Source organism: Pseudomonas brassicacearum, assembly GCF_000585995.1.
In the GTDB taxonomy this organism is placed as follows: domain Bacteria; phylum Pseudomonadota; class Gammaproteobacteria; order Pseudomonadales; family Pseudomonadaceae; genus Aquipseudomonas; species Aquipseudomonas brassicacearum_A.
On record NZ_CP007410.1, the window covers coordinates 3,231,053 to 3,256,480 of the forward strand.

Sequence of the window (25,428 nt, forward strand, 5' to 3'; positions counted from 1 at the left end):
GGGATACGTGCAGGTCCTGTCTGCATATTTATAGCAGCCACAGGATCAACCGCGACCCGACAGCACCTCCGTGATGCTCCGGCGCTTGGCGTTGCGCTCGCTGATATGGATCAATTGCTCGAGATCTTCAGGGGTTACGTCGAAGAAAGCCTCCATCTCCGCCAAAGCCAGTTTCAAATCCTCGGGGGTGATGGCCTGGCGGTCGACAGGGGGATGGTCGGCAGGGATGACGGCCATCGGTTCAGCCGCCCGTTTCGGATAACGCACCCGCGTCAGGTTGTTGTAGGCCAGCGCGCTGACAAGCAGGGCGGAACCGGCCAGCATGGCGGCACCGACGGCCTGCCAGTCCAGGGCAATCATGGAGGAATCTGCCAGCACCAGCGTTGCCGCCACGGCGCCCGCCGGAGGGTGCACGCAACGCAGCCAGCACATCAACACCAGCGCCATGCCAGCGGCCAGGCACGCACTGCCCAGCGTGCGGCCCAGCACATGGGCCACCAGCAGTGCCACGACAGATGCGCACAGGTAGCCGCCGACAATCGACCAGGGTTGGGCGAGAGCCCCCGAAGACACGGCAAACAACAGCACCGCGGAAGCGCCGAGAGGGCCAATCAGATGTTGCGCCACCTCGAGGCCATAGACCTGGCTGCAGAGCCAGACACTGAACATCGTCCCCAGGGCCATGCCGATGGCGGCGCGACTCCATTCGGTAGGACGGGTATTGATAGCAGCGGGGAACCAGCGAGCAAGCATTAAGCGAAGATCCAAAAAACGAACAAAAAAAGGGGCTTACGGGAAGATCCCTGAAAGCCCTTTAAGTGTTCCAACAATTGGGGGAGGAACGAGGCACAGTGTGACGATCGCGCCCCTCGCTTACAAATTCATATTAATGCTGCTTGAGTGCATTTATTTTGAGGTAAGGCGATTTCACGCGCTTTTGGACGCTTTGAACCAGGTTTGCGCGGCGATGGGCAGGTCGCGCGATTGCCCGCGCCCCATCGGGAAATAGCTAAACCCTTTGTCGGCCATGCGTTCCGGGTCATACAGGTTGCGCCCATCGAAAATCACCGGTGCCTTGAGCCGTTGCTGGATCAGGTCAAAGTCCGGCGCCTTGAACGGCTGCCATTCGGTGCAAATGACCAGCGCATCGGCGCCCGGCAATACCGATTCCGGCGTGCCCATCAGCAAGAGCTTCGACTCATTGGGATAGAGCAGTTGGGTCTGCTGCATCGCCTCCGGGTCAAAGGCACGCACGCTGGCGCCGGCGGCCCACAACGACTCCAGGAGCGTGCGGCTCGGAGCATCGCGCATGTCATCGGTGTTGGGCTTGAAGGCCAGGCCCCAGAGCGCAAAGGTTCTGCCCCGCAGATCGCCCTTGTAGAACGCGTTGATGCGTTCGAACAGCTTGTGCTTCTGCCGTTGGTTGATGGTTTCCACCGCTTGCAGCAGGTCGCTGGAACAGTGGGCCTGCTCGGCGGTGTGGATCAGGGCGCGCATGTCCTTGGGAAAACACGAGCCGCCGTAGCCGCACCCCGGGTAAATGAAGTGATAGCCAATGCGCGAGTCAGCGCCGATGCCCAGGCGCACGGATTCGATGTCGGCCCCCAGGTGTTCGGCCAGTTCGGCGATCTGGTTGATGAAGCTGATCTTCGTCGCCAGCATGCCATTGGCGGCGTATTTGGTCAGTTCGGCGCTGCGCAGGTCCATGAACAGCACCCGGTCGTGGTTGCGATTGAACGGTGCGTACAGGTCGCGCATGATTTCACGGACCTCATCGCGCTCGCAGCCGATCACGATGCGGTCAGGGCGACGGCAATCGGCGACCGCCGAGCCTTCCTTGAGAAATTCCGGGTTGGAGGCAATATCGAACTGCAACAGCCGACCGGCCTTGAGCAGGCATTTGTCGATGTGGGCCCGAAGGACGTCGCCAGTGCCGACCGGCACGGTGGACTTCTCCACCACGAGCACCGGTTGCTCGCGATAGCGGGCGACTGCTTCACCGACCGCCAGGACCTGGCACAGATCGGCCGACCCATCCTCCCTGGAAGGTGTGCCCACCGCGATAAACAGCACCTGGCCATGTTGCACGGCAAGCTGTGGGTCACTGGTGAAGTGCAATCGTCCGGCTTCCAGTCCTTCACGCACCAGCGCTGCCAGGCCGGGCTCGTAAATACTCACCTGGCCCTGGCGCAGGCTTTCGACTTTCTGCTCGTCAATGTCCATGCACACCACGTCATGGCCCACTTCGGCCAACACGGCGGCTTGCACCAAGCCGACGTAACCACTTCCGAATACACTGATTTTCATGACGAGCTCCCTGGATTCGCGGGTGGGCAGACAGGCACAACCAGCGGTTCGCCGCAGTGCGCTGGACCGAGAATAAGTCGGGGATGTTGCAGTTCACTTACAGTCCGTGGCCTTCCTGGTTTTCAGTGGAAGGAAGTAGGCCGCCCAACCGAGCATCATCAACACCAGATTGCTGGCATCACGTAACAGCAGGCTGCCTGTTGCCCGTCGTACTTCCCTGGCACTGACGCGACCACGGGCCATGTCGAGGCGGGCGAAACCGTGCAGGTGGCGAAGCACATCGAACGCCATGAGCGCCGATGCAGCCAGGAAATAGAGGATTCGTTGCCAATACGGGACGCCCAGTGCCCGTAGCAAGTCCGTGGTGACGTGCTGATGCGCGACTTCTTCCTGGCAATGCCAACGCCAGAGGCGCGTCTGTGACGATTCCCTGGTCGAGAGCAGGCCGCCCTTGCGCAAGGCAACCCCGGAGATCACCGCCGTCACATGTTCGAACGCCGCAGCCAAGGCCAACTGCGCATGCAGTGACCATTTCGATTGCAGGGCTTCGAGATCCTTCTCGATCTCGAGTTCGTACTGCTTGACCTCAAAGCCTTGCTTCTCCAGCTGCTGGTTGTAGAGCCTATGGGCTCGCTGGTGGGCTCGTTCCTCGACGACAAAGCGGCGTGAGTCGTCGGCAAGCGCCGAGGTCTGTTGCAACTGCGCGGAGGATTTCTCCACCACCGAGATCACGAACTGTTCGCCGGCAGGTAGCAGGACCGAGAACGCGTCGAACAGGTAAGTCTTGATCGGCGTGTCGTTCCAGAAGGGCTTGAAGGAGGCATCGTCGCCCAGGGGGTCTTTCATCGTCTACTTCCAGAGTCGGGGACCAAGTTGCATCCAGGTGGTCACGAAGGTGGGCAGGTCCGTCACGCCGCCTGGCTTGTTCCTGGTCAGTGCCCTCGATTGAGACAAGGCGTGGAACCAGCGGGTCGCCGGCGCATGGTGGTGCGTGCGATGCAGCGAGCGGTGCAGGACAAGCCAGGAGACTACGCTGGGCAGGTACACGTCTGTGGTGATCTCGGCAGGCGCGCGGCGCGGGCCTTCGGTCGAAATCGATACGCCATAGTGCTCGGCCTGGGTCAGCCAGAAATCCAGCCAGGAAAACAGGCAATAGGGCAGCACGTAGGCGCATATGACTTGTCGAGGTGCTTCATGGATGCCAAACACCAGCGCGGCAACGAAAACGACGATCAGGGCATTGTTCCAGCGCCAACGCCAGACGGCGTGGGAGGGGAGGTAGTGTCGGGAGATCCTGTTGGTGGAGATCGACACCCACAGTTGCTCGGCGGCACCCAACAGGCAGATCAGGCGTGTCGGCCATGTCTGTTGGTACATCAGCCCTTCGGGGTCATCGATCTGGCAGGTTTTGCGATGGTGTTCCAGGTGAAAGTAGCGGTAGCCCACGAAGTTGGCGGCAAAAATCGCAGCCGCCAGGACACCCACGGCATCGTTGAGACGCGTGCCGACGAGAAACTGGCGATGCACGCCTTGATGCTTGATCTCCTGGACACCGATCATCAGCAGCGCCTGGACCACCATCAACGGAACAGCGGCCAGCCATCCGAATGCCTCGCGCGCAGCCAGCCAGGCGATCGCAGCCGTATTCAAGACGCACAGCGCCAGGAACAGATAGCTGGGCAGGTTGGAACTTGATGAAGGCAGGGCCACCGCGTGCTTATGCATGGTTACAGGCACACGAAGATCAGTTTTTTCATGCGTTGCAGCCAGGGCAGCGGCACTTTCTTCCAGATGAACGAAAGCCCCGACAGCGGTACTTTGCCCAAGATCAGCACGCCGACGTCCAGCGACGGTTCATGGGGGAAGTAGTTGTCCTTGATGGCGACTATCTTGCGAAAACCTTTCTTGAAGTAATACCGCAACTGCGGATCCAGAGGCAGGCCCTGGCGCTCGCTACGCACATACTGCGCGACTGTGATATCCGGGTTTTTCGAAAGCCAGCTGCGCAGCCCCGGGACGGGGGAGCCGAGATAGATGTTCGACCATCCCTGTTTCAATGCGTAGGGCCAGAAGAACTCGAAAATCGCATTGGCTGCTCTCGGGTCGACGCTGCTCAAGCTGATGCCGAACAACGTGCCCGTCCTGATGGCATCATCACCCTGCTGTTTTCTCGCGCAGTCTGCCCAGGTTGGGCACTGACGTATGAGTTCGTGTCGGGTGGGCTTCATGAACAACGACGCCAGCGCGGTGCCGGTACGGCGGCAAAACGCTCCGACGCTCAGGGCAGGGAATGCGGCGATTCGGGAGGCCAGCATGACGGCGTCGGCACGCTGGTCATCTGTCCATTTTTTTTGTTCGAGTTCGAGTAGCGAGGGCACATCGGCACGGGACAGAAACCGGACGTCGATTTCACCTTCACGGGGGATTGCTTGTGCGTTTCCCCCTGGGTCCGGGTCTTCGCAGGTCTGTTTTTTTAGAAATACTTGCATCAGGTTGACGGCTCACCGGCTGGATTGGACTGTATCTAGCGGTGCCAACCGTATGGCATCTGTGTGAAGCGCTGATGACAAAATGAATGTATGAGGAGGGGCGCCTAATTCGCATCCAACCGGTAACCGGCCGGCAGTTCCGCCACAAACTCACCGACCACCTCCCGGGTCAGGCTGACGATGTCTTCCACCCGTTCCATTCCCGCGCCGGTTCGCCAACTGGCCACGATATCCATCACCGATGGCAGCGGCACGCCGTCCACCAGGGTCAGTGTGCCCTGGGCCAGCTCGCCCAGGACCAACGCCGCCGGCATGGCGCCAATGCCAAAGCCGTCGCGAACCAGGCGGGTGATAGCCGATGCCGAGTTCACACAATTGATGCGCGGCGAGACAATGTTGGCCGAGTGCAGCAGGTTGAGGATGTCCTGGTGGGGCCGCGAGTTGCGCGAGAAGGTCACGATGCGTTCCTGGGACAGGTCCTCCAGCGACGCATAATGCCGGTCGTACACGGAGCCGGTGCGCACCACCCAGTGCATGGGGTAGCGGGTCAGCAGGGCGTTGCGCACGCTGTCGAGGCGCAGGATGTCGGTCTGGAAAATGATGTCCTGGTAGCCTTTCTCCAGTTGTGAGCACAGGTTGCTCGCGGTGTCGGCCGAGAGCTCGATTTCCAACGCCGGATAACACGCCATCAGGCGGGTAACCAAAGGACTGAGCCAGGTGTGGATCACCGTATCCATTGCGCCAATGCGGATCCGGCCGCGCACCTGGCGAGGGTCCTTGATCACCGCCTTCATGCCTTGCACGGTGTCCATGATGCGCTCGGCGTATTCCAGCACCCGCTGTCCTTCGGAGGTCAGCGATACACCCTTGGAGTCGCGCACGAACAGGCGCACGCCCATTTCGTCTTCCAGGGCCGCGATTCGGCTGGAAATGGACGCCTGAGTGGTGAACAGCTTTTCCGCGGTGAGCCGAAAACTCTTCAGGCGGGCGACCCAGACGAAGGTTTCGAGAAACTTGATGTTCACGTAGGTCGGTTCCTTGAAGCAGTCATGAGGGTTGCTGAAAGCGTAGATGATGTACCGAGGTTGCCCGCGACGGCGGGCTACACCCTGGCCGTCACATACTGGATCACATCGTGAAGCTCGCTTGAATCCGGCACGTTGGTCGCAGTCGCTTCAGTGTTGCACCATGGATAATCCAGCCTCGATACCCACGCCATAATCGCCGGCAGATCGGTTGCCGGCAGGGTTTTCATGTGTTCGATGGTAATAGTCAATCGCTCGGCCAGTTTCGACGTCGGGTCGAACTGCCAGTCATACACGCCACACCCGACACGAGCCTCACCACTGTTCTTGTCCGACATCGCCACCAGCCATTTGCACTGGAACACGTTGGCGTCCGTTGCCGGTGGGGCTCCCAGGCAAAACGTGTAGACGTTTTCGAAGGTCTGGCCAAAGCGCCTGACCAGCACATCGCCAATGGCGGCGCGGCCTTCAACGTGGTCGGGGAACGAGATAGAACCCGTGCGCACGATCATGTCCAGAATGGCTTCCGCCGCGAAGGCCTGGTCCAGCAGGTGAGGGCGGTTGCCGTCCTTGGCGGTTATGTACTGCTGAATCGACAGCTGAGGCGTATTCATCGGGTGTCCTTATCAAGTTGAGCGCGGCCTCGTCCGAGGCTTACAAATCACTGTTCCATAAATCCGTCACCAACATGCAGCCGGGGGCGTGGGTGATGCACAGCGGTGGGCGCGAGGCCTGGACCACCGATTGAGGCGTCACACCGCAGGCCCAGAACACCGGGATCTCGTCCGCTTCGACGGGCACGGCGTCGCCGTAATCCGGCTTGTCCAGGGACTGAATGCCAATCAGCGACGGATCACCGATATGGACCGGTGCGCCATGGACATTGGGCATGCGGCCGGTGATCTGGATCGCCTGGATGGCGGCGGCGGCTTTCATCGGCCGCATGGTCACCACCATTTTGCCAGACAGGCGAGCGGTGGGGCGTGTGTCGATGTTGGTCCGGAACATCGCGACGTTGCGTCCCAGATCAATGTGCCTGAGACGGATGCCTGCCTCCAGCAAGGGTTGCTCAAAAGAGAACGAGCAGCCAAGGGCGAAGGCCACCAGGTCGTCTTGCCACAGATGCTCGATGTCCTGCGGTTCCTCGGTCAACTCACCGCGGCGATAAACCCGGTATTGAGGCACCTCATGACGGATATCGATGGGGGCGCCCAGGTTACGGAAAAACGGATCCCCAGGCTCGGTCACGTCGAGCAACGGGCACGCCTGGCGGTTGAGGGTGCAATAGCGCAGGAACTCGTTGGCCCAGTCGCTGGGCAGAATCACGATATTGGCTTGTACCCGACCCTGGCCCAGGCCGCTGGTATGGCCCTGGTATTGGCCGGCGGCAATGTGTTGGCGCAGGGCGAGCGGGGCGCACTGCTGCAATTGTTCGAAGGACAGGGCGGGTTGACTCATCACGACATCTCCAAAAGTTCGTAGGTCTTTTTTAGAGAAGCGTGGCAATGCCGTCCAACAAGGAAAATTGGTACCCCCCACAACTAAAAGTTATTCCAGAGCCGGCGGACTGTTCAGGCCAGGCACCGCCACCATGCGTTGCGGCCCGACGTCGAGGGCATATTGGCCCACCACCTGGCGACTCATCTGAACGATGCGCTCGATCAGCTCCAGGCCCACGCCGGCGCGCCACGAAGCCACGACATGCAGCTGGGGCAGGGCAGTGCCGGGCTCGAGCTGGATCAACTCGCCGCTGGCCAGGGGCTTGGCCACCAGCGCGGCGGGCAAGGCGCCAATACCAAAGCCGTCGCGTATCAGCCGGGTCATGGCCGAGACCGAGTTGACGCAACTGACCCGCGGCGCGCCGACGCCATGGGCGTACAACAGATTGAGCACGTCCTGATGAGGTCGCGAGTGTTTGACGAAGGTGATGATACGCTCGCTGGCCATCTCGAGCAGCGACGCATAGGGCCGGGCATAGATCGAGTGGCTGGCGGCGATCCAGTGCATGGGATAGTGCCCGAGCTCAAGGTTACGCACGCTTTCGTGGCGGATCAGGTCAGTCTGGAACACGATGTCCAGGTAACCTTTTTGCAGTTGCTCGCAGAGATTGCGCGCAGCGTCGGCGGTGATTTCGATTTCCACGCTGGGGAAGGCCTGCATCAGCATCGACATCAACGGACTGAGCCAGGTGTGAATCACGGTATCCATCACGCCGATACGCACCAGGCCTTGCTGCGGGCTGGTGGTGTCCAGTGACTGCTTCAACGCACGTTGGACTTCGAGCATCTGTTCGGCGTAGTCGAGCACCTTGAGGCCTTCAGGCGTCAGCGAAACCCCGCGCGAATCCCGCACGAACAGGCGCAGGCCCAATTCCTCTTCCAACGAAGCGATCCGGCTGGAGATCGCGGCCTGGGTGCTGAACATTTTTTCGGCGGTGAGACTGAAGCTTTGCAGCCGGGCAACCCAGACGAAGGTTTCGAGGAATTTGAGATTCATGGCGGCTCTCTTGGCGCGTGTGGTTCTTATGTTTGCAATTGTTACTCCAGATCGGGCCACAGGACGCATCAAATTTTCTTATGTCCGATCTCGCTTTTTTCCCGTTTGACGCTGCCCGGATTCGCCGCAAAGAATCCTCTCCACGACGCAGGCCACTGCGTCTGCATCCCCAACGACACCGCCTTCACAAAAAAATAACGAGGCGTGTCCGTCATCTTCGCTTGCTGCCGCAGGAACCTCCCATGGAAAAGACCATGACTGACTGCGTACCGACAGAGACAGGCCGCACCGGCCCGTTCAGCTGGTATGGCCCTTTGTCGAAAAATGAAAAGCGCACTTTCTGGAGTTGCAAGATCGGCTATGCCCTGGACGGCATGGATACGCAAATGCTGAGTTTTGTCATTCCGACCCTGATCGCGACCTGGGGCATTTCCAAGGGCGATGCCGGGCTGATTGGCACCTGTACGCTGCTTGCCTCGGCAGCGGGCGGTTGGATCGCCGGGATCTTGTCCGACCGCATCGGCCGGGTACGAACCCTGCAGTTGACGGTGCTGTGGTTCGCATTTTTTACCTTCTTGTGTGGGCTGGCGCAGAACTACGAGCAATTGCTGGTAGCCCGGACTTTGATGGGCTTTGGCTTTGGGGGTGAATGGACGGCGGGCGCGGTGTTGATCGGGGAGGTGATTCGCTCACAGGATCGCGGTAAAGCAGTGGGCATGGTGCAGGCCGGTTGGGCGCTGGGGTGGGGACTGACGGCGCTGCTCTATGCCGGGCTGTTCAGCTTTCTACCACCAGAAGACGCCTGGCGAGTTTTATTCATGATCGGGTTGGTTCCGGCGCTGTTTGTGCTGGTGATTCGCCGGCTGGTCAAGGAGTCCGATACGTTTGAGCACGCGGTGCGCGAGCGTACCGCCAGGCCCGAGCAGGATTCGCGGTGGGCGTTTTTCGAGATCTTTGCGCCGCGGATGCTCAGCACCACGTTGCGCGCCTCGTTGTTGACCACCGGCGCGTTGGGCGGCTACTACGCGATCACCACCTGGTTACCGACGTACCTGAAAACCGAACGCGGCCTGAGTGTTCTCGGCACCGGGGGGTATCTGGCGATGGTGATCGTCGGTTCCTACATCGGCTACGTGACCAGTGCGTTGCTAACCGATGCCATCGGTCGCAAGAAGAACTTCATCCTGTTCGCTGTCGGGTCCATGGCCATCGTCCTGGCCTATACGCAACTCCCCATCGATAACACTTGGATGCTCTGGTTGGGCTTTCCACTAGGCTTCTTTGCTTCAGGCATCTTCGCCGGCATGGGCGCATTCCTGACCGAGCTGTTTCCCACCCGTATGCGTGGGTCGGGGCAGGGGTTCTGTTACAACGCCGGGCGTTCCATTGCAGCGCTGTTCCCATTGTTCATCGGTGCGCTGAGCAACACCTTGCCGATCGGTACCGGGATCGGCGTGTTTGCCGCTGGCGCCTATGGTGTGGTGATTCTGGCCGCGTTGAGCTTGCCGGAGACTCGCGGTCGACAGCTCGAATCCTGACCGTCCAAGACGCCTGGGCCGATTGCCCAGGCGTCGCCAACAACCTTCCAAAAACAACAACCATCGGACGCGATCGCAACGCCCCCGAGCGGGTTCGCTCGCGCCCATAAAAGGAGCACATCATGCGACGTTTCACCTCCACGCCATGGGTTTATACCCCGGTCGGTACCTTGCTCGGCTTGAGCCTCATCGGCGTGCCGAGTGCCCAGGCTGATTTCATCGCCGACAGCAAAGGCAGCCTGGAAGCCCGCAACTTCTACTTCAACCGCGACTTCCGTCAGGAAGGTGCGCGGGACAAGGCCGAAGAATGGGCACAGGGTTTTCTGTTGCGGATCGAGTCCGGATACACCGCCGGGACCGTGGGTTTTGGCCTCGATGCCTTGGGCATGGCCGGTTTCAAGCTGGACTCCGGTGGCGGCACGGCGGGAACCAATCTGTTGCCCGCGGATTTGTCCGGCGGTTCTCAAGATCGCTATGGCGAACTGGGCCTGACCGCCAAGGCGCGCATCTCCAATAGCGTCCTGAAGTTGGGGACGCTGCAAATCAAAGACCCCGCGGTGAGTTCCAACGATACGCGTCTGCTTCCAGGAACCTTCAAGGGTGGGCTGCTGAGTGTGCAGGAGATCGATCGTTTGAAGCTGACCGCCGGGCAACTCACCCAGATCAACTTTGTCGACTCCACCGACTATCAGGACATGACCGCCAACCGAATCGGCGGAACCAGCGACAAGTTCCAGTTCGCCGGCGCGGACTACCAGTTCCTGCCGAACCTCACGGCGCAATACCGATATGGCAAGCTGGAAAATATCTACCAGCAAAACTACCTTGGCTTCGTCCACACCCTGGACCTGGGAGCAGGGCAGGCGCTCAAGAGCGACGTACGCTATTCGCGCAGTACCGAAGACGGCAACTTCCGTGATATCGACAACCAAGCCTTCGGCGCCCTGTTTACCTACAGCCTCGGTGGGCATGCGCTGGGCCTGGGCTATCAACGCATGAGTGGCGACGATCCGTTTCCCTATATCAGTCGCAGCGATCCATACCTGGTCAACTTCGTGCAGATTGGCGACTTCGCCAACATCGACGAACGTTCCTGGCAAGCCCGCTATGACTACAACTTTGCGGCATTGGGCGTGCCGGGGTTGACCTTCATGACCCGCTACATTTCAGGCGACAACGTGCAACGCGCCGCGCCGGGAGAGGGCAAGGAGTGGGAACGTAACACTGACATTGCCTATGTAGTGCAGGACGGAAAGTTGAAGGGGTTGGGTGTCAAATGGCGCAATGCCTCGGTGCGCTCGAACTTTGGGAATGATCTGGATGAGAATCGGTTGATCGTCAGTTATACGGTTGCGCTTTGGTGAGGTTTTTCAATAACGCCACTCGTTGAGTGGCGTTATTGCAGATCCATCGCACGGGGGACTTGTGGTCAAAGCGGACGCTCAAGAAACAACAAGCGTGCCGCCAACGCAGCCATGACCCCGGCGAAACCATACGTCCCTAGACGCCTTGAAATCCTGCCGCTGAACAGTTTTGCCCTTAGCTGTCCGGCAAAACGACGGCAACCACGAATAGATAGAGATTGGCTGTATCCGGCATGGAGGTACTCCAAGAGATGAGCCACGACGGTAAGCGAACTGTTGAGCGGGACACATCGTGCCGATGGAAACCGAAAACCTGATCAACGTACGACCTTGAGTGAAACTGACTCGGTGCCAAAGCACTGGAGGATATTGAACGCAGGAGCCGCATGCGCCAGTTCCTGGCTCAAAATCTGGTGGGTGACCAGGCAGAAACCGTAATATGTTGTTGCGTGTAATGTATATTATGTTAAACGAGATGTTTATGGCGGACGATTCGGATACTGATTGCCAGACTTCTTTCTTGCGGGACCAACTAGCCCACACGAAACCATTAGTGTGTACCCATACCTCTCGCCGCTCATGCTTTGCCGGCTTGGTAACATGGTCGTAGGGTTCATCAAGCATCAACATGGGATAGCCAAAGATCCCCCATGAGTCCAGCGCTGATGCCCACCGCAATCTCAAGCAAATCCCACTGCCCGCCAAAGATATGATCACGCTTACGACGTTTAAAGGGTTGATCATTTCATGAGCGTTCCATCAGAAACGACACGGGCATTCATACTTTCTTCGCTGCAAAACATCGGAGTCGCTCAGGACAAGCTCCAAGCCATCAATCACGGTGCTGAAATCTACGGTCCGCAGGGATTATTGGATTCGATACATCTAGTTGGTCTTATTTCAGTCATCGGTGAATGGGTCGACAACTGCGAAGGCAATGCTGAGAGTTTCTTCGATATTCTCGATGATGATCTGTTTGATAATTTTAAAGATATCAACCGAATCGAGTCGCTATTGAATGGAAAATTCGGCCATGTCAGCTTTAGCTCCTGATAGTCAATACATCCACACCGACAAGATCGAAGGCGTGTCCTATCATCTTCTGGCGGATAAGGTGCCCACGCCTTTCTATGCGTACAGCGCCACGCAGATAAAAGCAGACTTTGCCGAGCTTAAACGCACCCTTCCCCAAGGCATCGATTATTTCTATTCCCTCAAGGCCAACCCGAATAAAACGCTGATTGCTCTATTGCATCAGGCCGGAACGGGCTGCGAAGTGTGTTCCCTGGTGGAACTGGAGATTGCATTGCGCCAAGGTGTAGCCCCCGGCGATATTATTTTCGTCGGGCCGGGCAAACACATCAATGAACTAACGCAATGCTGCCTTGCCGGCATTAAAGCCGTGGTGGTGGAATCCATCGAAGAAATGCATTTGCTCAATGATATTGCCGCTGGCCTGGGTGTGGTCCAGAACATCGCGCTGCGTATCAATCCCGACTTCACCGGCGAAAAAGCCAAGTTGGTAATGAGCGGCAAGCCCCGGCAATTTGGCATCGATGAACAACTTCTACCGCAGGCATTTGCTGTTCTCGGGCAGCTTGTGCAACTGCGCCTGGCGGGGATTCATATTTATCTTGGTACCCGTATTCTTGATTGGCAGGCCCTTGCCAACAACACGCAAAACATCCTGGCACTGGCTGCCACGCTTCAGCAGGATTATGAAATAGACCTCGACTTCGTGGATGTCGGTGGTGGCTTTGGCGTGCGTTATTTCGACAAAGAAAAGGCACTCGACCTGGCCGCCCTGGGCGAGGCCCTCCTCCCTGTGGTGAACGACTACTGTCAGCGTTTTCCGCGCTGCAAGATCGTTATCGAGCTTGGCCGCTTCTTGGTTGCGCGCGCAGGCATCTTTGTCACTCGGGTCAACTACCTCAAGCCATCCCGTGATGAGTGGTTTGCCGTATGTGACGGCGGTGCCAACTGCCACGGCAGTGCGGCTGGCATCAATTCCTTGATCCGCCGCAATTTTCCGATGGCGCGTCTTGGCCCGCCCCGGCGCAACGATGATCAGCACCGCTATCAAGTGACCGGTCCCCTGTGCACGCCCACTGATTTATTGGGCGAAAACGTCATGCTGGCCGAGCTTCGTTCGGGGGATCTGATCGGCATCGGGCATTCCGGCGCCTATGGTGCCAGCGCATCACCGGTGAGCTTTTTAAGTTTCGGGCATCCGGCAGAAGTACTTGTCGAAAATGACCAAGCTTTTCTGATCCGCACGGCGGACAGCGTAGACACCCTGCTGGCTCCCCAGGTGTACCAATGTTTATCCCTGGCCCACGGTTGAAGGAATCGCCATGTCTTTGGAGTTCGCGACTTCCCACATCCTGTGGCGCCCGTTTGCAAGAGAAAACGATTCGCCTGCCGTAGACGATGGGCAATTGAAAGTAGTGAAAGACTTCGTCAACGCTTTTTTTTGCTCGCATGGCCACTCGGGCCAGGCCCAGGACGCTCATGCCCTGCGTTGGTACGCCGCGCAAGACGTGACGTTCAGGACAATGCTCAAGCAACTGGTCGGGGAGTTGGCCAACCAAGCCGTGCTCAATGACCTGGATCTGGTGGTGCTGGCCCACTGGACGCCGGACGTAGAGGTCGGCTGCTCGGTGACCAACGCCATTATTTATGAGACGGGCGCCCACGACGCCTTTGGTATGGCCATCAGCGATCATGGCCTGAGCAGTACGTTCCTGGCACTGCAAGTCATCGAGGATTACCTCGGCGATATGAACCATGGCGGCCAGGGGAAAAAGGCTCTGCTGCTGATCGCTGACCAGGATGCCATCCTGTATGACAGCCCCGCCCTCGCCCGGTTAAATCCCGTGCCCAGTGCCTGCGTCGTGATGTTGCGCAGCCTGCCAGGCGAACGTGTTGGCGGCCAGCCCGCCAGCATCGTGTTCAAGCATTATCGAAAAGTCGCTGTTCCAGGCACGCCCCCGGCACTTGATACCCTGCTCGTCACATTGGACATGTTCACGTCCGGGGAAAATCTCCTTCCCCTGCTGATCCTGACCACGCCATGTTTTGCCGGGCAGTTGCGCCAGCATGGGCAGTTGGCAACTCACCGCATCGAGAGCTGGGACGAGACGCTGCTCTCTTCGGCCCCCTGGGTCCGCTCAAAAGAGCTTGCGACGAGCAGCCAGCGCATTTTATGGCTGTTGCCGGAGGGCAAACATCTCGTCTGCGCAGGCTTCGTGGCGGAGGTCTGAGCATGTATATCCATACGATAACCAGCCTGGTCGCTGAGAATCTCACTCCCCTGCCCGCCCTGGCGGAGAAATATGCCTGGGGGGAGCGCAACAGCAAAATCTTTGGTCGTTTTCATCGGATGGAGTCGGCCAGCCTGTTTGACCGCGAGACGTTGCCTGAGCTGATCATGCAGCTGTTGCAACGGTTCCGGGCCGAATGTCCTCCGGCACTGTTCGAGCAAATTGGCTATGTAGCCTGGGCGCATTCTCTGAATGGCCCCAGCCCTTTTGACCTGGTCCCCAGCCTGGCCAGCGATGTGCGTACGTTTCTGGGGCGCCCGCAGATTGAGTTTTTCTCCATCACCCAAGCGTCGTGCGCATCGGCGCTGGTTGGGTTGAAATTTCTCGACGCCAAACTCGCTGCCGCACACGACCGACAGGATAACGTTCGTGGGTTATTAATCACTGGGGAGAAATGCTTCCACGACACGGTGCAGTACGCCAATCAAAATGGCTATTTCGGCGAAGCATTTTGCGCGACCCTGCTCAGCGCGACCCCCTCGCCCGGCGCCTTGCGTCTGAGTGCTGTGCACGTCCAGCAACTGGCCGCCTATGGCACGCGCATGCGTGCGACGGATCGCGAACGTGAAAATGCCTATGATCACGCCTTCATCCCCACCATGCTCGAAACCGTACACACCGCGCTGCAGCACGCAGGACGGCGTCCTGAAGAGCTGCGTACGCTGATCCCGTACCACATCAGCCCACCGACCTTCGACAGGATTGCCGACGGCGCCGGCTTTGCCCGAGACATCATTTTCCGTCGTCATCTCTACCAACTGGGACATTGCTTTTGCAGTGATGCGTTCGTCAATTTGAAAAGTCTCCTGACGCGCCGCGATGACGCCATCGCCGTTGCTCCCATTCTGGCCCTGGCGTCCGGCGTCGCCGGCACTTTTGCAGCCATCGTTCTTGAACTGAATAACGAGGATGAGACATGAGCACGAACCATTTGACCCAGTGGCTGGCGCTGGCTGCGCACCAGTTTCCTGAAAAAACGGCGCTGATCGAGGGTGAACAGGCGGTGACTTGGGGCGCACTCCACCAACGCGTGATCAACACCGCTGCCTATTTGCGCCAGCTACAGGTTGAGCGCGGCGACAGGGTATTGGTATGGCTGCCAAACGGGGTGGACTTCGTCGTCTGCTTCTGGGCAGTGCAATATTTGCAGGCCGTGTTCGTTCCGGTAAATCCGGAGACACCGTTGGCGCGGGTCGGCTGGCTGCTCGACAATGCCGCGTCGCATGTATTGATCGCCCAAACCGGGCAGGCCGCTGCGTTGCTAGCGGCACCAGGCAACCCCGATCTGCAGGTGTTGTTCGATAAAGCATCCGATGCGCAAGAGAGCGGTTCGTCACTCCTCTCTCTGCAACAGATAGCGACACAGGACCTGGCAACGCCGCTGCCTGTGCAAGGCGCGTTGGATATCGACCTGGCCTGCCTGATCTACACCTCGGGCTCCACAGGCGACCCCAAAGGGGTCATGTTGACCCAGCGCAATATGCTCAGCGCGGCGGACTCTGTCGCCACCTATTTGCAATTGGCGCAAAGCGACCGGATCTTCTGCACGATTCCCATGAGCTTCGACTACGGGCTGTATCAAGCGATCATGACCGCCAAGGTTGGTGCAACGCTGATTATCGAGAAGGATTTCAGCCGCCCGCTTTTTGCCCTTAAACAGCTGGTCAAGCACAAAGCCACCGTACTGCCGATCGTCCCCACGCTGCTGGCGCTCATCGCCCCATTGGCCAAGCGCTATGACTTCTCTTCCCTGCGCAAAATCACCAACACCGCGGCGGCCCTGCACCCCAGCGACATCGACCTGCTGCTTTCACTCTTTCCTCAGGCCGAGATTTTCTCGATGTACGGGCTGACCGAATGCCACCGCTGTACCTGGCTGCCCCCTGCGCTGCTGGCCAAACACAAAGACAGCGTGGGCTACGCCATCCCGAACACCGAACTCTGGGTCGTGGACGACGACGGCGTGGCACACCGCAGCAACGCCATCGGTGAATTGGTGATCCGCGGCGCTACGGTGATGCGCGGCTATTGGCGCAACCCTGAGCAGACCGCGAAAAAGTTGCGGCCGGGCCCACTGCCTGGCGAGTCGGTTCTGTACACCGGCGACATGTGCCGGCTGGATGAGCAGGGCTTGCTTTATTTCCTGTCGCGCAAGGATGACATGCTCAAGACCCATGGCGAAAAAGTCGCCCCCAGGGAAGTCGAGGGAGTACTCAAACGAATCCCGGGCGTGTTGCAGGTCGCCGTCATTGGCGTCCCCCACCCTATTCATGGCGATGAGATCGTAGCCTGTATCGAATGCGTCGAGCCCTTGGACATTGCACGGCTCAAAGCCTTTTGCCAGGCCCATCTTGAAGCCTATAAACGGCCACACCGCTACTATTTCAGTGATGCGTTACCCAAAAACAACAATGGGAAAGTTGACCGCGGCCAATTAGCCATTCTCCTGCCGCGCCAGGATAAAAATCTCAACGTCGGGTGCACACAACACACAGGGAGTCATCATGTATACGTCCACCATCATTGAAGCCATTGGACTGGTTCTGGAGACTTCGAATCTCTCGGAACTGAACGCCCGAACCCATCTTGAGCGTGACCTGGGTTTTGAAAGCGGCCTGTATATCGAACTGATCATGTACCTTGAGGAGCGCATCGAGGACCTGGTACTCGACCCTGCCACGCTGGAGTTCCAGCACTTCGAAACCGTAGGCAGTTTGTCGAACTTCATTGAGCTTCAGCTCGCCAACCGGGCGGCTTGAATGGACGCCTGGTCTGAGCTCATCACGGTGTTCATGCGCTTTGAGGGTCAGGCGCAGACCGCCTGGTGCCACCACTCACGGACGTACAGCTATGGGGCGCTCAGCCAGCGTGCGCAGGCGATCGCCGTTGAGATAGTCCGTCAGCAGCCTGTCAGCGAAGGTCCCCTGGCGCCGGTGCTGGTTTACGGCCACAAGTCCTTCGACTTCCTGGCGGCCTGGTGGGCCTGCATTTTGTGTGGTTGTCCGATCGTGCCGGTCGAGTCCGATAACGCTCCCGAGCGTCTGGAGCGCCTTGTCCAGACGGTCGGTGCACGCCTGGTCCTGAACACCGACGCGCTCCCCCTGTTCGTCGCAAATGCCAAGACCGTTACCCTCGCCGCCCTGCCCTGGCAGCGCCATGAAGACGGCGCACTGCAATCTTTACTAGAGGCGACCCGGAGGCGGTTCGACAACGCGAGCACAATCCCGCTGGCGTACATCATGTTTTCCTCGGGCACCACCGGTGAGCCCAAGGGCATTCAAATCAGCCTGTCCAACCTGGTCGATTTTCTGGCCTGGATACGCAGCGACTTTGCGCTGGACGGGGCTATCACCGGAAATGTGCGGTACTGCTTCGACGTTTCGCTGTTTGAGATCTGGCTCGCCTGGCAGTTTCTGCAACCCCTGTCGGTGCTCGATCATCGCGATTTGATCAACACCCGCAAGGTGATCGCCCAACACGCGCAAATGGCACTGACCTGCTGGGTCTCCACACCGTCGATGGTCCGACTCTACCTGCTGGACCCGACCTTCAATGCCCAGGCGCTGACGCACTTGCAGCGTTTCATCTTTTGCGGTGAAACGCTGCCCAAGGCGATCGTCACCCAGCTATGGGCGCGTTTTCCAGGCTGCCAAGTGATCAATACATACGGCCCTACCGAATGTACCGTGGCGGTTTCACAGGTGGTGATCACCCCGGACATGCTGACTTCGCCCCTGCCCTTGCCAATTGGCAACGCCAGGCCGGGAGCGGCATTGCGCCTGGCCGACCCCGTGGACGCCTCCGGCCGTGGGCAACTGCTGATCAGTGGTGAGTGCGTCGGCCCGGGCTATCTCAATGCGGTACCTGCGCGTCAGGCCAGTTTCAGCCGGCAGGATGGACAAGCCTCCTACGCGACGGGTGATATTGGTCTGTTCGATGGCACCTGGTACTACTTCCTGGGGCGCGAAGATGGCGAGGTCAAAATCCAGGGACACCGCATTGACCTGCATGAAATCGAACACTTCCTGCGTGACCGTAACCTGGTTGTTGACGTGGTGGTCGAACCCTATTGGCGCAAGGGCAATGCCGAGGCGATCCAGGCCTGTGTGATCCTCAATGCAGGTTGCGAGTTGTCGCAGCTTGGCAACGCCATGCAGGCCCATTTCCCCCCGTGGGCTATCCCGCGTTATTGGTACAGCACCCCCCGCACCGTACTGAATCATAACGGCAAACTGGATCGTTCAGTCGCCCGGCAACTGGCTATGGATAAAGGAGAGAAGTATGTTTTCATCGCAAATCAAACCACTGTTTGAGCGGTTGAAATATCAGGACAGCGCGGTCGCGTTGATCAACCAGGAAGGTATCTACAGCTTTGCCGAACTGGGCCTGCGCACCGCCGCGATTACCCGATTGCTAGCACCATGGGCGGGCCGTAACGTACTGGTTCACGGCCATAAGCAACTGGATGCCGTGGCCGCGATGCTGGCCTGCATCAGCCAGGGATGCTGCTTTACTTTTGTCGATCAATCCAACCCTGTTGCGCGAGTTGAAAAGATTGCCAGTCTGATCCGCGCCGAACTGATCCTCACGGCCACGACACACCCGCTGGAGGGGCTGGACCACTGGCCGCAATGGGTCCTGCCGACCCTGGAAAATGGCGACCCGGCCTCGTTGCCACTCGAACCGCAATTGACTCAGCCTGCGTTCTATATCCTCCCGACGTCGGGCAGTACCGGTGAGCCGAAGGGCGTTATCGTCAGCTATGAGAACTTCGCCGCTTTCTCGAGCTGGTACAGCCCGCTGATTGCCGACGGTATCTCTCACGGATGCCATGTGAGCCATGCCTGCTTTTCTTTCGACATGGGCCTGCTGGATCTCTTCCCGGTGCTTAGCCAAGGTCGAGCCTTGCTGATGCTGGATCATCGGCACAATATGCTGCCCCGACAAAATATCCGCCTGATGTCGCGTCACCCGCAGTGCCCGGTCACTAGTTGGTTCTCCACACCGAGCTTTATCGATTTGATGTTGAAGGATCCGTTGTTCAGTCGGGAGCAGTTTCCAGACCTGAAGCGATTCTTCATGGCTGGCGAGCGCGCCGCGTTGGGCTTGGTGCACCAGTTGCAGGCTCGCTTTCCGGGCCTGGAGGTGATGCATGGTTATGGCCCGACCGAAACCACCGGCATGACCCATACCTTCGCGCTCGGCCAGCCGCCCGAACACAGCGCGGGCCTGCTGTCCCTTGGTCCGGTTTGCGGGTTGACCCGGATCAGGGTTGTCGATGCCGATGGCGAGAGCGTGCCACCTGGCGAGATGGGCGAGGTGCGCTTGTACGGCCCGCAAGTCGCATTGGGTTATCAGCCTGAAGACGACCCGCGTAACGACGCCTTCGGTCAAGACGAGTTCGGACGTTACTACGCCACTGGCGACCGTGGGTTCATGGACGAAAATCAATCCCTGTTCATCCACGGCCGGGATGACAACCAACTGAAGTTGCACGGTAATCGGGTCGAACTGGCTGAAATTGAAAGCAGCGTGTGTCGCTATGTGGAGGTCATCCAGTGTTGCGCGGTGCCGATAAAGGACGACGGCAAGGTCATCGATCTGCAACTTTTCGTTCAATTGCGCGAGGATAATGCGACCCACCGCGAAGCGCTGCGCCGCTTCCTGGCAGAACAATTACCCGCCTACATGATCCCGAAATCCATGTGCTTCTGTCAGACCTTCCCCGTGACGCTGCATGGAAAGATCGACCGCCAGCAACTGGTGCAACAACACAAAGCGCTGTCAGCCGCGACTTGATGGCCATCTGCAAGCACATATAAAAAACGGTTCGTCATGACAGTGACAATGCCCGTTACTTTGTGCACCGGCGCCAGACGGGTGCCAGCGTAAAACGTGTTCCTCGAGAAAAAGGCGGCGCGATGCGTTTCAGTCATGTTGGTTATGTGGTTTGCGACAGCGATGCAACCGCTGTCGCAGTTAAACCGTTTTTCCCCGTTATCGTCCGATACAAAGAATACGTGGCCGCACAAAAAGTGTTCATCACGCTGCTGGCGACGGCTGAAGGGAACAGCCAGATAGAGTTGGTAGAACCGCTGGAAAACAATCTCCCCTTGCGCGAGTTGTTGGCTAAATCCGGCAAGTCGTCGCTGCCCTACCATATCTGCTTCGAAGTCGGTGACTTTGACGAGCAACTCAAAGCGATGAAGGCCACGGGTTGGATCGTATTGACGCGGCCCTTCAATGCTTTCGATGTCAATCACCGTTCCAGCCACCTCTATCACCCTGACGCCGGGGTTATCGAAATCATGTCAGGCCCGCTATGAGTCAACTCTACGATGATGCTTTCGCCGGACGATCTTGCCCGCTGGGCTCCGACGCCCAGCAGATTGCCGACCAACTGCGCAACTTCGGCGATACACGACAGGTCTTGGGCCAGTGGTCGTTCGCCCCGGCCATGAATCATCTTGGCGTGCCACCACGGTACCTGGACACAGCCAGTCACCAGGTGACCAGCCTGGCCGCGCGCTATGAGCTTTATGAACAGGTGGGCTTCGTTTCCCCGGCGCTGATGTTCAGTGCGCCGGGCCCGAGCATGTCGGCCTATGTCGTCGCCGGGCTGGGTAACGAACAGCAGCAGGATGCCTTCTTCGGCGAGTTTCTAGAGACATTGCGCTGGTCGTGCTTCGCAATGACTGAACCGGCCCGGGGAAGCGATGCCGGTGCCATGCAAACCACGGCGACGCGGGTTGATGGTGGGTACCTCATTTCTGGGCAAAAGATGTTTATCGGAAACGGAATGGTCGCCGAAACCGGTGTGCTGTTTGCGCGTACCGCACCGGGTCAATTGGGGATCAACGCTTTTCTATTTTCGCCGCAAAACCCGGCCATCACCCGTCAACGCCTGGCATTGACCGGGCTTGAAGGCACAAACCTGGCGCATATGCAGTTCAACGACATGTTTATCCCAACCGCGGATGTACTCGGACTGCATTTAAAACCGACCCAGCGTTTTGCGCGGTCGGCGATGGCCACATTCGATGCTCTGCGCCCCTGCGTGGGCGCCCTGGCACTGGGCGTGGCGCGACGCGCATTGCACGAGTGGCAAGCTTGTGTCACGCCTGACCTGGCACAACGGCAACAATTGTCGCGACTGAAGCGGCGCTGGCAGACCGCTTACCACGAGGCGTTGACGCTCTGTCAGCAGGCGGGTAAGCAACAGGCCCCGGCCAAAAGCCCCGGCATGGTGAAGACCACCAGCGTGATGATTGCCGAGGAGATTGTCAGTCAGCTGATCCATGCCTTCCCAGCAGACCAAGGGCCTTTACCGACCGGCCTATGGCAGGCATTTCGTGATGTAAAGGCCTTTGAATACACCGAGGGAACGCGACAGATCCATCGATTGGGCCAGAGTTTTTCACCCCGACCAGCCAGCCAGGAGTGCCGATGACCATTGCCCTTCTGACACAGGGTCAACTAAGTATCGTCAGTACCTGTGAAGCCATTGTTCCTGACAGCCGACATTTTATTGCCACGCAGCCACCATTGACCCAAACCCACTGGTATCAGCACTGGCCACAAGATGATTGTGGCGAGCGCCTGCACGCCAGGGCTGCTGTGGAACTGTGTCGCAGCGTCGGCAGCGAGCCTCATCCCACACAGTTGGTCTACGACAGCCTTCACCCTCCGGCACGCGGCGCCACTCCCCTGCTGCAAAGCCTGTTATCGCAATGCCCGGTGTTCATCGAGACCTGGGGCATCTGCAGTGGGCAATTCGATCCGGAGTACGCAGGTTCGCTGGCAAACCAGCTGCTGCAACCCGGGCAACGCCTGCTTTACCTGTATGACCCACTGCAGCGCCTCAATGGTGACCCCGCACCCCAACAGCTGACGCTGCACTACCTGATTTTTTCCGCACAACCCTTGGGGGTGTGAATGGATACCCAGCTTGCGTCCCTGATCGAGCGCCTGGCACAGCCTTGCGTGATGCCGATGCGTACGACCGAGTCGCACCAACTGGCAACCCTGAAAACCGAGGTGATGACCTGCGGCCCCTATCGCAGCCGAGTGCTGGTCAAGGAGCAGCGGGATCCACACGCCAGAAGCGCGCTGTTGCTGCACGGCTGGGGTGGTCATCCCATGATGCTGTACGAGGCGCAAACGTTATTGCACGCCCGCGGATACAGGGTCTACACGCCCTTCCTGCTTGGCCATGATCCTCACTTCCCTGCCGGATGCGATTTGCCCGGGCAAAGCCCGTTATTGTTGGCGATGCAGGCCACCTACGGCCCGTTCGATAGCGTGGTGGCCCATTCGGCCGGCGGGATTATCACGGCGATGGCCCACTGGTTGGGTTTTTCCCTGGACCGGGTTGCATTGCTTTGCGCCCCAGCCTCACTGTCCAGCCTGTTGCAGCACTCCCTCGCGCAGCTGCGGGTACCGGCACAGCACTTGCCGTCGCTCAGGACCTATTACCAAAGCCGCTATCCCCTGCCGGCCGCCTTGCAAACCGCGCAGCCCTACGCGTTGCGCGGGGCGCGTGCGCTCATCCTGCATGGTTCACAGGACCAGCGAGTCGACCCTGCCGACGCCAGGCAAATCCAGGCGCAATGGCCGGACAGCCAGTTGCATATGATCGAAGGCACAGGTCACCTGGGCATTCTTTCGCACCCCCATACCCAACAGGCGCTAGACAGGTTTCTCTGTGCTCAAAACGCTGACCATGAAAAAAGGAATCATCATGTTGGGGCATATTGAATCCATCACCCTGCACATCCCCGAGCAGCGCAAGTCACTGGCCGAGGCCGCCCTCTCCCTTGGGCTGAGTGCGCTGGACGTCAGGATGTTTTCGAGGTTCTACGGCCTGGAAAACTTCCCGCGTCAACCTGGCACGGTAGATGACCTGATACGCGCGCTCCTGGAGCAATTCGTCGCGGCTCATCCTGATATCGTCACGCGCATCCGGCATGTGGTACATGCGCACACCGTACCGACCCTGCGCCCTTTTCACGAGACGGGCAGGACACTGCTCGACGCCTGCGGATTTGCCGACGACACCGAATACTGCAGCCTGACGATGGGCCACTGTGCAACCTCGTTGGCTGCCGTTGAGTATGCATGCAGCCGCCTCAGGGAAGGGGAATATGCCCTGCTGCTGGTCGGTGAAAAGGCCTTTCATCCAAAGGTAGAGCTGCTCGATGACACCACCATCATGGGGGAAGCCGCCTGTGCCGTGCTGCTCAGCCGGTCGGGAGCGCACGCCCAGGTCTCGGCCCGGTACAGCGTGCAAGCCGGTGAATTCAGTGAACAAAAGGGAAATGAGCCGAAAACCAACCCGGCATTCGCCGAGGCCTATTTCGGGTTTGTCTGCAATGCCATGCGCTGCGCCATGCAATATTTCGATTGCGCCCCGGACGCCCTGGGGTGGATAGCCCCGCATAACGTCAACCTGTCCTCCTGGCAAAAAATCGCCGATGAACTCGAGATCCCCCGTAGCAGGATTTTTCTACAGAACGTGCCCCGTTACGGCCACTGTTTCGGTGCCGACCCCTACCTCAACCTGGCCGCGCTTATCCGGGATCGACAGTTTTCTCCCGGCGATAAGGTTATGCTGGTCAGCGTCGGCATGGGTGCGACCTTTTCTTCACTGTTGCTTGAATTGCCCGCAGGCAATGAAATCCCGGTCTTTTGCAACCTCAAGCAATACCCGGATTCGAGGCCGAATAAAGTGAGTGCTTAGTTCTTTCTCTACGTGAACTCAACCACCCATGAGCGATATCACCCGCTGCTATCCACAACTTTATGCACTGTCAGAGCGACTTCTTGCTGCCGGACAGCTCGCGGAATACAACCTCGTCCAGGCGATTGCCTATCTGGATCACCCGCAGCTCCACAGCCTGGCCTGTATCGGCATCCCCTCACGGTTCAATCCGTGGGAAACGCCGGGATTTTCCAATGTCAGCTATGCCCGGCACCTGCAAATCATCGAGTACCTGAGCCGAACGGACGCCAGCGCCATGATGCTCCTGCCCGGCGCGTCCCTCAGCACTCGCGCCGTCCTGACCCTGGGTAACGAGGAGCAACAGGCGCGTTTTTTTGCCTGCTTTGCCAAGCGCCCTGCCTGGACATTCTTTGCCGTCACGGAGCCCCAGATCGGTTCCGATGCCGGCGCTATCTCCACTGAACTCACCCACGGTGAACAGGGCTGGCGGCTCAATGGCACCAAGATGCTGATCGGGGGTGCCCTGCTGGCGAGCGCCGGCCTTGTGTTTGCGTGTTATCAACACAGCCGGCGATTGGTGATGGTCTTCCCGGATGACACCGAGCCGACGTTGCAGCGTGAGTCATTGGACACGGTCGGCCTGGCCGGTGCCGGGTTGTCGCGCCTGACGTTCAAGGATCACTGCGTAAAGGAAGAAGACATCCTGGGGCACGAGCGTCGCGAACTGCTCCAGGGGCTCAACGCCCTGAGTCAGGTATTCGAACGTCATCGTCCCATGGTGGCGGCCATGGCATTGGGCACGGCATTCGGCCTGCTCACCGCCCTCGACGTCCGCCTCTTGCCGACCGCGGCGCGACGCTGGGTCGGTCGGCAATGGCGAAAGTATCACGCGATCTATCAACAGATGCTGACCGTGGCGGAGGGCTACAGCAACGGCCGGCACCAGTATGCCCTCACCAGCCAGCTCAAACGCAATGCCACCCGCCTGGTCGAGGAAACCGCGTGCCAGCTGCCCCATCTGCTGGACCGCGACGACTGGCTGGACGATCGCCTACTGCACAAGCGCTATCGCGACAGTTTTTCGTTCGAATACATGGAAGGCACCAGCAATGTCCATCTGCTCAATAGCTTCCGCGCGCCTGCAGCCCAAGGGATAAGCCTGTGA

Annotated in this window: 25 protein-coding genes; 16 read left to right on the forward strand and 9 right to left on the reverse strand. The window is 59.0% G+C overall.

All coding sequences use genetic code 11. From position 1 onward, the window contains the following. Positions 1-45 precede the first annotated feature (45 nt). The 9 genes from CD58_RS14035 to CD58_RS14075 all read right to left on the reverse strand — a co-directional run bounded on the left by CD58_RS14035 (position 46) and on the right by CD58_RS14075 (position 8,317). Positions 46-753, reverse strand: coding sequence for an HPP family protein (locus CD58_RS14035; protein WP_025213629.1), 708 nt, complete (start codon positions 751-753; stop codon positions 46-48). Positions 754-927: 174 nt separating this feature from the next. Further along, positions 928-2,307 carry a UDP-glucose dehydrogenase family protein gene (locus CD58_RS14040; RefSeq protein ID WP_025213630.1) on the reverse strand — a complete coding sequence of 460 codons (1,380 nt, stop codon included), beginning with the start codon at positions 2,305-2,307 and terminating at the stop codon, positions 928-930. Between the two features lie 93 nt (positions 2,308-2,400). After that, positions 2,401-3,153 carry a metal-dependent hydrolase gene (locus tag CD58_RS14045; RefSeq protein WP_025213631.1) on the reverse strand — a complete coding sequence of 251 codons (753 nt, stop codon included), beginning with the start codon at positions 3,151-3,153 and terminating at the stop codon, positions 2,401-2,403. Between the two features lie 3 nt (positions 3,154-3,156). Beyond that, positions 3,157-4,032, reverse strand: coding sequence for a fatty acid desaturase family protein (locus CD58_RS14050; protein ID WP_025213632.1), 876 nt, complete (start codon positions 4,030-4,032; stop codon positions 3,157-3,159). A gap of 2 nt (positions 4,033-4,034) precedes the next feature. Continuing rightward, a complete protein-coding gene (locus CD58_RS14055) occupies positions 4,035-4,796 on the reverse strand; it encodes a hypothetical protein (RefSeq protein WP_025213633.1) in 762 nt (253 codons plus the stop codon). Positions 4,797-4,900: 104 nt separating this feature from the next. After that, positions 4,901-5,821, reverse strand: a complete 921-nt coding sequence (locus CD58_RS14060) for a LysR family transcriptional regulator (protein ID WP_025213634.1) — start codon at positions 5,819-5,821, stop codon at positions 4,901-4,903. Between the two features lie 77 nt (positions 5,822-5,898). After that, entirely contained in the window at positions 5,899-6,435 is a 537-nt protein-coding gene (locus tag CD58_RS14065) for a hypothetical protein (protein ID WP_025213635.1), read from the reverse strand. A gap of 40 nt (positions 6,436-6,475) precedes the next feature. Next, on the reverse strand, positions 6,476-7,279 hold the full coding sequence (locus CD58_RS14070; RefSeq protein WP_025213636.1) for a putative hydro-lyase: 804 nt from the start codon (positions 7,277-7,279) through the stop codon (positions 6,476-6,478). Positions 7,280-7,369: 90 nt separating this feature from the next. Further along, positions 7,370-8,317 carry a LysR family transcriptional regulator gene (locus CD58_RS14075; RefSeq protein ID WP_025213637.1) on the reverse strand — a complete coding sequence of 316 codons (948 nt, stop codon included), beginning with the start codon at positions 8,315-8,317 and terminating at the stop codon, positions 7,370-7,372. Positions 8,318-8,571: 254 nt separating this feature from the next. On the opposite strand from CD58_RS14075, the gene CD58_RS14080 reads away from it, so the two are divergent. From CD58_RS14080 to CD58_RS14155, 16 genes are all read left to right on the forward strand, one after another. Continuing rightward, positions 8,572-9,855: an MFS transporter gene (locus tag CD58_RS14080; protein WP_162178168.1), complete on the forward strand. Its 1,284-nt coding sequence runs from the start codon at positions 8,572-8,574 to the stop codon at positions 9,853-9,855. 122 nt (positions 9,856-9,977) lie between these two features. Continuing rightward, positions 9,978-11,219: an OprD family porin gene (locus tag CD58_RS14085; protein WP_025213639.1), complete on the forward strand. Its 1,242-nt coding sequence runs from the start codon at positions 9,978-9,980 to the stop codon at positions 11,217-11,219. 747 nt (positions 11,220-11,966) lie between these two features. After that, complete coding sequence (locus CD58_RS14090) at positions 11,967-12,272, forward strand: hypothetical protein (protein ID WP_025213640.1); 306 nt, start codon at positions 11,967-11,969, stop codon at positions 12,270-12,272. Continuing rightward, the gene (locus CD58_RS14095; protein ID WP_025213641.1) at positions 12,253-13,563 is read left to right on the forward strand and encodes a type III PLP-dependent enzyme; all 1,311 of its coding nucleotides are present in this window, start codon (positions 12,253-12,255) and stop codon (positions 13,561-13,563) included. Before CD58_RS14090 ends, CD58_RS14095 begins: the two co-directional genes overlap by 20 nt. A 10-nt stretch (positions 13,564-13,573) precedes the next feature. After that, positions 13,574-14,482, forward strand: coding sequence for a hypothetical protein (locus CD58_RS14100; RefSeq protein ID WP_025213642.1), 909 nt, complete (start codon positions 13,574-13,576; stop codon positions 14,480-14,482). 2 nt (positions 14,483-14,484) lie between these two features. Beyond that, positions 14,485-15,462 carry a 3-oxoacyl-ACP synthase gene (locus tag CD58_RS14105; RefSeq protein WP_025213643.1) on the forward strand — a complete coding sequence of 326 codons (978 nt, stop codon included), beginning with the start codon at positions 14,485-14,487 and terminating at the stop codon, positions 15,460-15,462. An 11-nt stretch (positions 15,463-15,473) separates the two neighbouring features. Then, the gene (locus CD58_RS14110) at positions 15,474-17,069 is read left to right on the forward strand and encodes a class I adenylate-forming enzyme family protein (protein WP_235195304.1); all 1,596 of its coding nucleotides are present in this window, start codon (positions 15,474-15,476) and stop codon (positions 17,067-17,069) included. Further along, on the forward strand, positions 17,047-17,301 hold the full coding sequence (locus CD58_RS14115; protein ID WP_025213645.1) for a phosphopantetheine-binding protein: 255 nt from the start codon (positions 17,047-17,049) through the stop codon (positions 17,299-17,301). The genes CD58_RS14110 and CD58_RS14115 overlap by 23 nt, the downstream gene beginning before the upstream one ends. Further along, positions 17,302-18,855: an AMP-binding protein gene (locus CD58_RS14120; protein WP_025213646.1), complete on the forward strand. Its 1,554-nt coding sequence runs from the start codon at positions 17,302-17,304 to the stop codon at positions 18,853-18,855. It begins immediately after the preceding gene. Beyond that, on the forward strand, positions 18,824-20,341 hold the full coding sequence (locus CD58_RS14125) for an AMP-binding protein (protein ID WP_025213647.1): 1,518 nt from the start codon (positions 18,824-18,826) through the stop codon (positions 20,339-20,341). The genes CD58_RS14120 and CD58_RS14125 overlap by 32 nt, the downstream gene beginning before the upstream one ends. 122 nt (positions 20,342-20,463) lie before the next feature. Next, positions 20,464-20,868, forward strand: coding sequence for a VOC family protein (locus tag CD58_RS14130; RefSeq protein ID WP_025213648.1), 405 nt, complete (start codon positions 20,464-20,466; stop codon positions 20,866-20,868). Continuing rightward, positions 20,865-21,992, forward strand: coding sequence for an acyl-CoA dehydrogenase family protein (locus CD58_RS14135; protein ID WP_025213649.1), 1,128 nt, complete (start codon positions 20,865-20,867; stop codon positions 21,990-21,992). Before CD58_RS14130 ends, CD58_RS14135 begins: the two co-directional genes overlap by 4 nt. After that, the gene (locus CD58_RS14140; protein ID WP_025213650.1) at positions 21,989-22,477 is read left to right on the forward strand and encodes a hypothetical protein; all 489 of its coding nucleotides are present in this window, start codon (positions 21,989-21,991) and stop codon (positions 22,475-22,477) included. The genes CD58_RS14135 and CD58_RS14140 overlap by 4 nt, the downstream gene beginning before the upstream one ends. Continuing rightward, positions 22,478-23,299, forward strand: a complete 822-nt coding sequence (locus tag CD58_RS14145) for an alpha/beta fold hydrolase (RefSeq protein WP_025213651.1) — start codon at positions 22,478-22,480, stop codon at positions 23,297-23,299. Beyond that, positions 23,247-24,281 (forward strand): 3-oxoacyl-[acyl-carrier-protein] synthase III C-terminal domain-containing protein, encoded by a 1,035-nt coding sequence (locus tag CD58_RS14150; protein ID WP_235195305.1) that lies wholly within the window; start codon positions 23,247-23,249, stop codon positions 24,279-24,281. The genes CD58_RS14145 and CD58_RS14150 overlap by 53 nt, the downstream gene beginning before the upstream one ends. 28 nt (positions 24,282-24,309) lie before the next feature. Then, positions 24,310-25,428, forward strand: a complete 1,119-nt coding sequence (locus CD58_RS14155) for an acyl-CoA dehydrogenase family protein (RefSeq protein WP_025213653.1) — start codon at positions 24,310-24,312, stop codon at positions 25,426-25,428.

Excerpts from the sequence above, each read along its gene's own strand:
- CD58_RS14130 (WP_025213648.1), top strand. The coding sequence starts at position 20,464 with ATGCGTTTCAGTCATGTTGGTTATGTGGTTTGCGACAGCGATGCAACC.
- CD58_RS14090 (WP_025213640.1), top strand. The coding sequence starts at position 11,967 with ATGAGCGTTCCATCAGAAACGACACGGGCATTCATACTTTCTTCGCTG.
- CD58_RS14055 (WP_025213633.1), bottom strand. The coding sequence starts at position 4,796 with ATGCAAGTATTTCTAAAAAAACAGACCTGCGAAGACCCGGACCCAGGG.
- CD58_RS14085 (WP_025213639.1), top strand. The coding sequence starts at position 9,978 with ATGCGACGTTTCACCTCCACGCCATGGGTTTATACCCCGGTCGGTACC.
- CD58_RS14145 (WP_025213651.1), top strand. The coding sequence starts at position 22,478 with ATGGATACCCAGCTTGCGTCCCTGATCGAGCGCCTGGCACAGCCTTGC.
- CD58_RS14115 (WP_025213645.1), top strand. The coding sequence starts at position 17,047 with ATGTATACGTCCACCATCATTGAAGCCATTGGACTGGTTCTGGAGACT.
- CD58_RS14045 (WP_025213631.1), bottom strand. The coding sequence starts at position 3,153 with ATGAAAGACCCCCTGGGCGACGATGCCTCCTTCAAGCCCTTCTGGAAC.
- CD58_RS14075 (WP_025213637.1), bottom strand. The coding sequence starts at position 8,317 with ATGAATCTCAAATTCCTCGAAACCTTCGTCTGGGTTGCCCGGCTGCAA.
- CD58_RS14080 (WP_162178168.1), top strand. The coding sequence starts at position 8,572 with ATGACTGACTGCGTACCGACAGAGACAGGCCGCACCGGCCCGTTCAGC.
- CD58_RS14035 (WP_025213629.1), bottom strand. The coding sequence starts at position 753 with ATGCTTGCTCGCTGGTTCCCCGCTGCTATCAATACCCGTCCTACCGAA.
- CD58_RS14070 (WP_025213636.1), bottom strand. The coding sequence starts at position 7,279 with ATGAGTCAACCCGCCCTGTCCTTCGAACAATTGCAGCAGTGCGCCCCG.
- CD58_RS14105 (WP_025213643.1), top strand. The coding sequence starts at position 14,485 with ATGTATATCCATACGATAACCAGCCTGGTCGCTGAGAATCTCACTCCC.
- CD58_RS14125 (WP_025213647.1), top strand. The coding sequence starts at position 18,824 with ATGTTTTCATCGCAAATCAAACCACTGTTTGAGCGGTTGAAATATCAG.
- CD58_RS14040 (WP_025213630.1), bottom strand. The coding sequence starts at position 2,307 with ATGAAAATCAGTGTATTCGGAAGTGGTTACGTCGGCTTGGTGCAAGCC.
- CD58_RS14100 (WP_025213642.1), top strand. The coding sequence starts at position 13,574 with ATGTCTTTGGAGTTCGCGACTTCCCACATCCTGTGGCGCCCGTTTGCA.
- CD58_RS14155 (WP_025213653.1), top strand. The coding sequence starts at position 24,310 with ATGAGCGATATCACCCGCTGCTATCCACAACTTTATGCACTGTCAGAG.
- CD58_RS14065 (WP_025213635.1), bottom strand. The coding sequence starts at position 6,435 with ATGAATACGCCTCAGCTGTCGATTCAGCAGTACATAACCGCCAAGGAC.
- CD58_RS14050 (WP_025213632.1), bottom strand. The coding sequence starts at position 4,032 with ATGCATAAGCACGCGGTGGCCCTGCCTTCATCAAGTTCCAACCTGCCC.
- CD58_RS14140 (WP_025213650.1), top strand. The coding sequence starts at position 21,989 with ATGACCATTGCCCTTCTGACACAGGGTCAACTAAGTATCGTCAGTACC.
- CD58_RS14120 (WP_025213646.1), top strand. The coding sequence starts at position 17,302 with ATGGACGCCTGGTCTGAGCTCATCACGGTGTTCATGCGCTTTGAGGGT.
- CD58_RS14135 (WP_025213649.1), top strand. The coding sequence starts at position 20,865 with ATGAGTCAACTCTACGATGATGCTTTCGCCGGACGATCTTGCCCGCTG.
- CD58_RS14095 (WP_025213641.1), top strand. The coding sequence starts at position 12,253 with ATGTCAGCTTTAGCTCCTGATAGTCAATACATCCACACCGACAAGATC.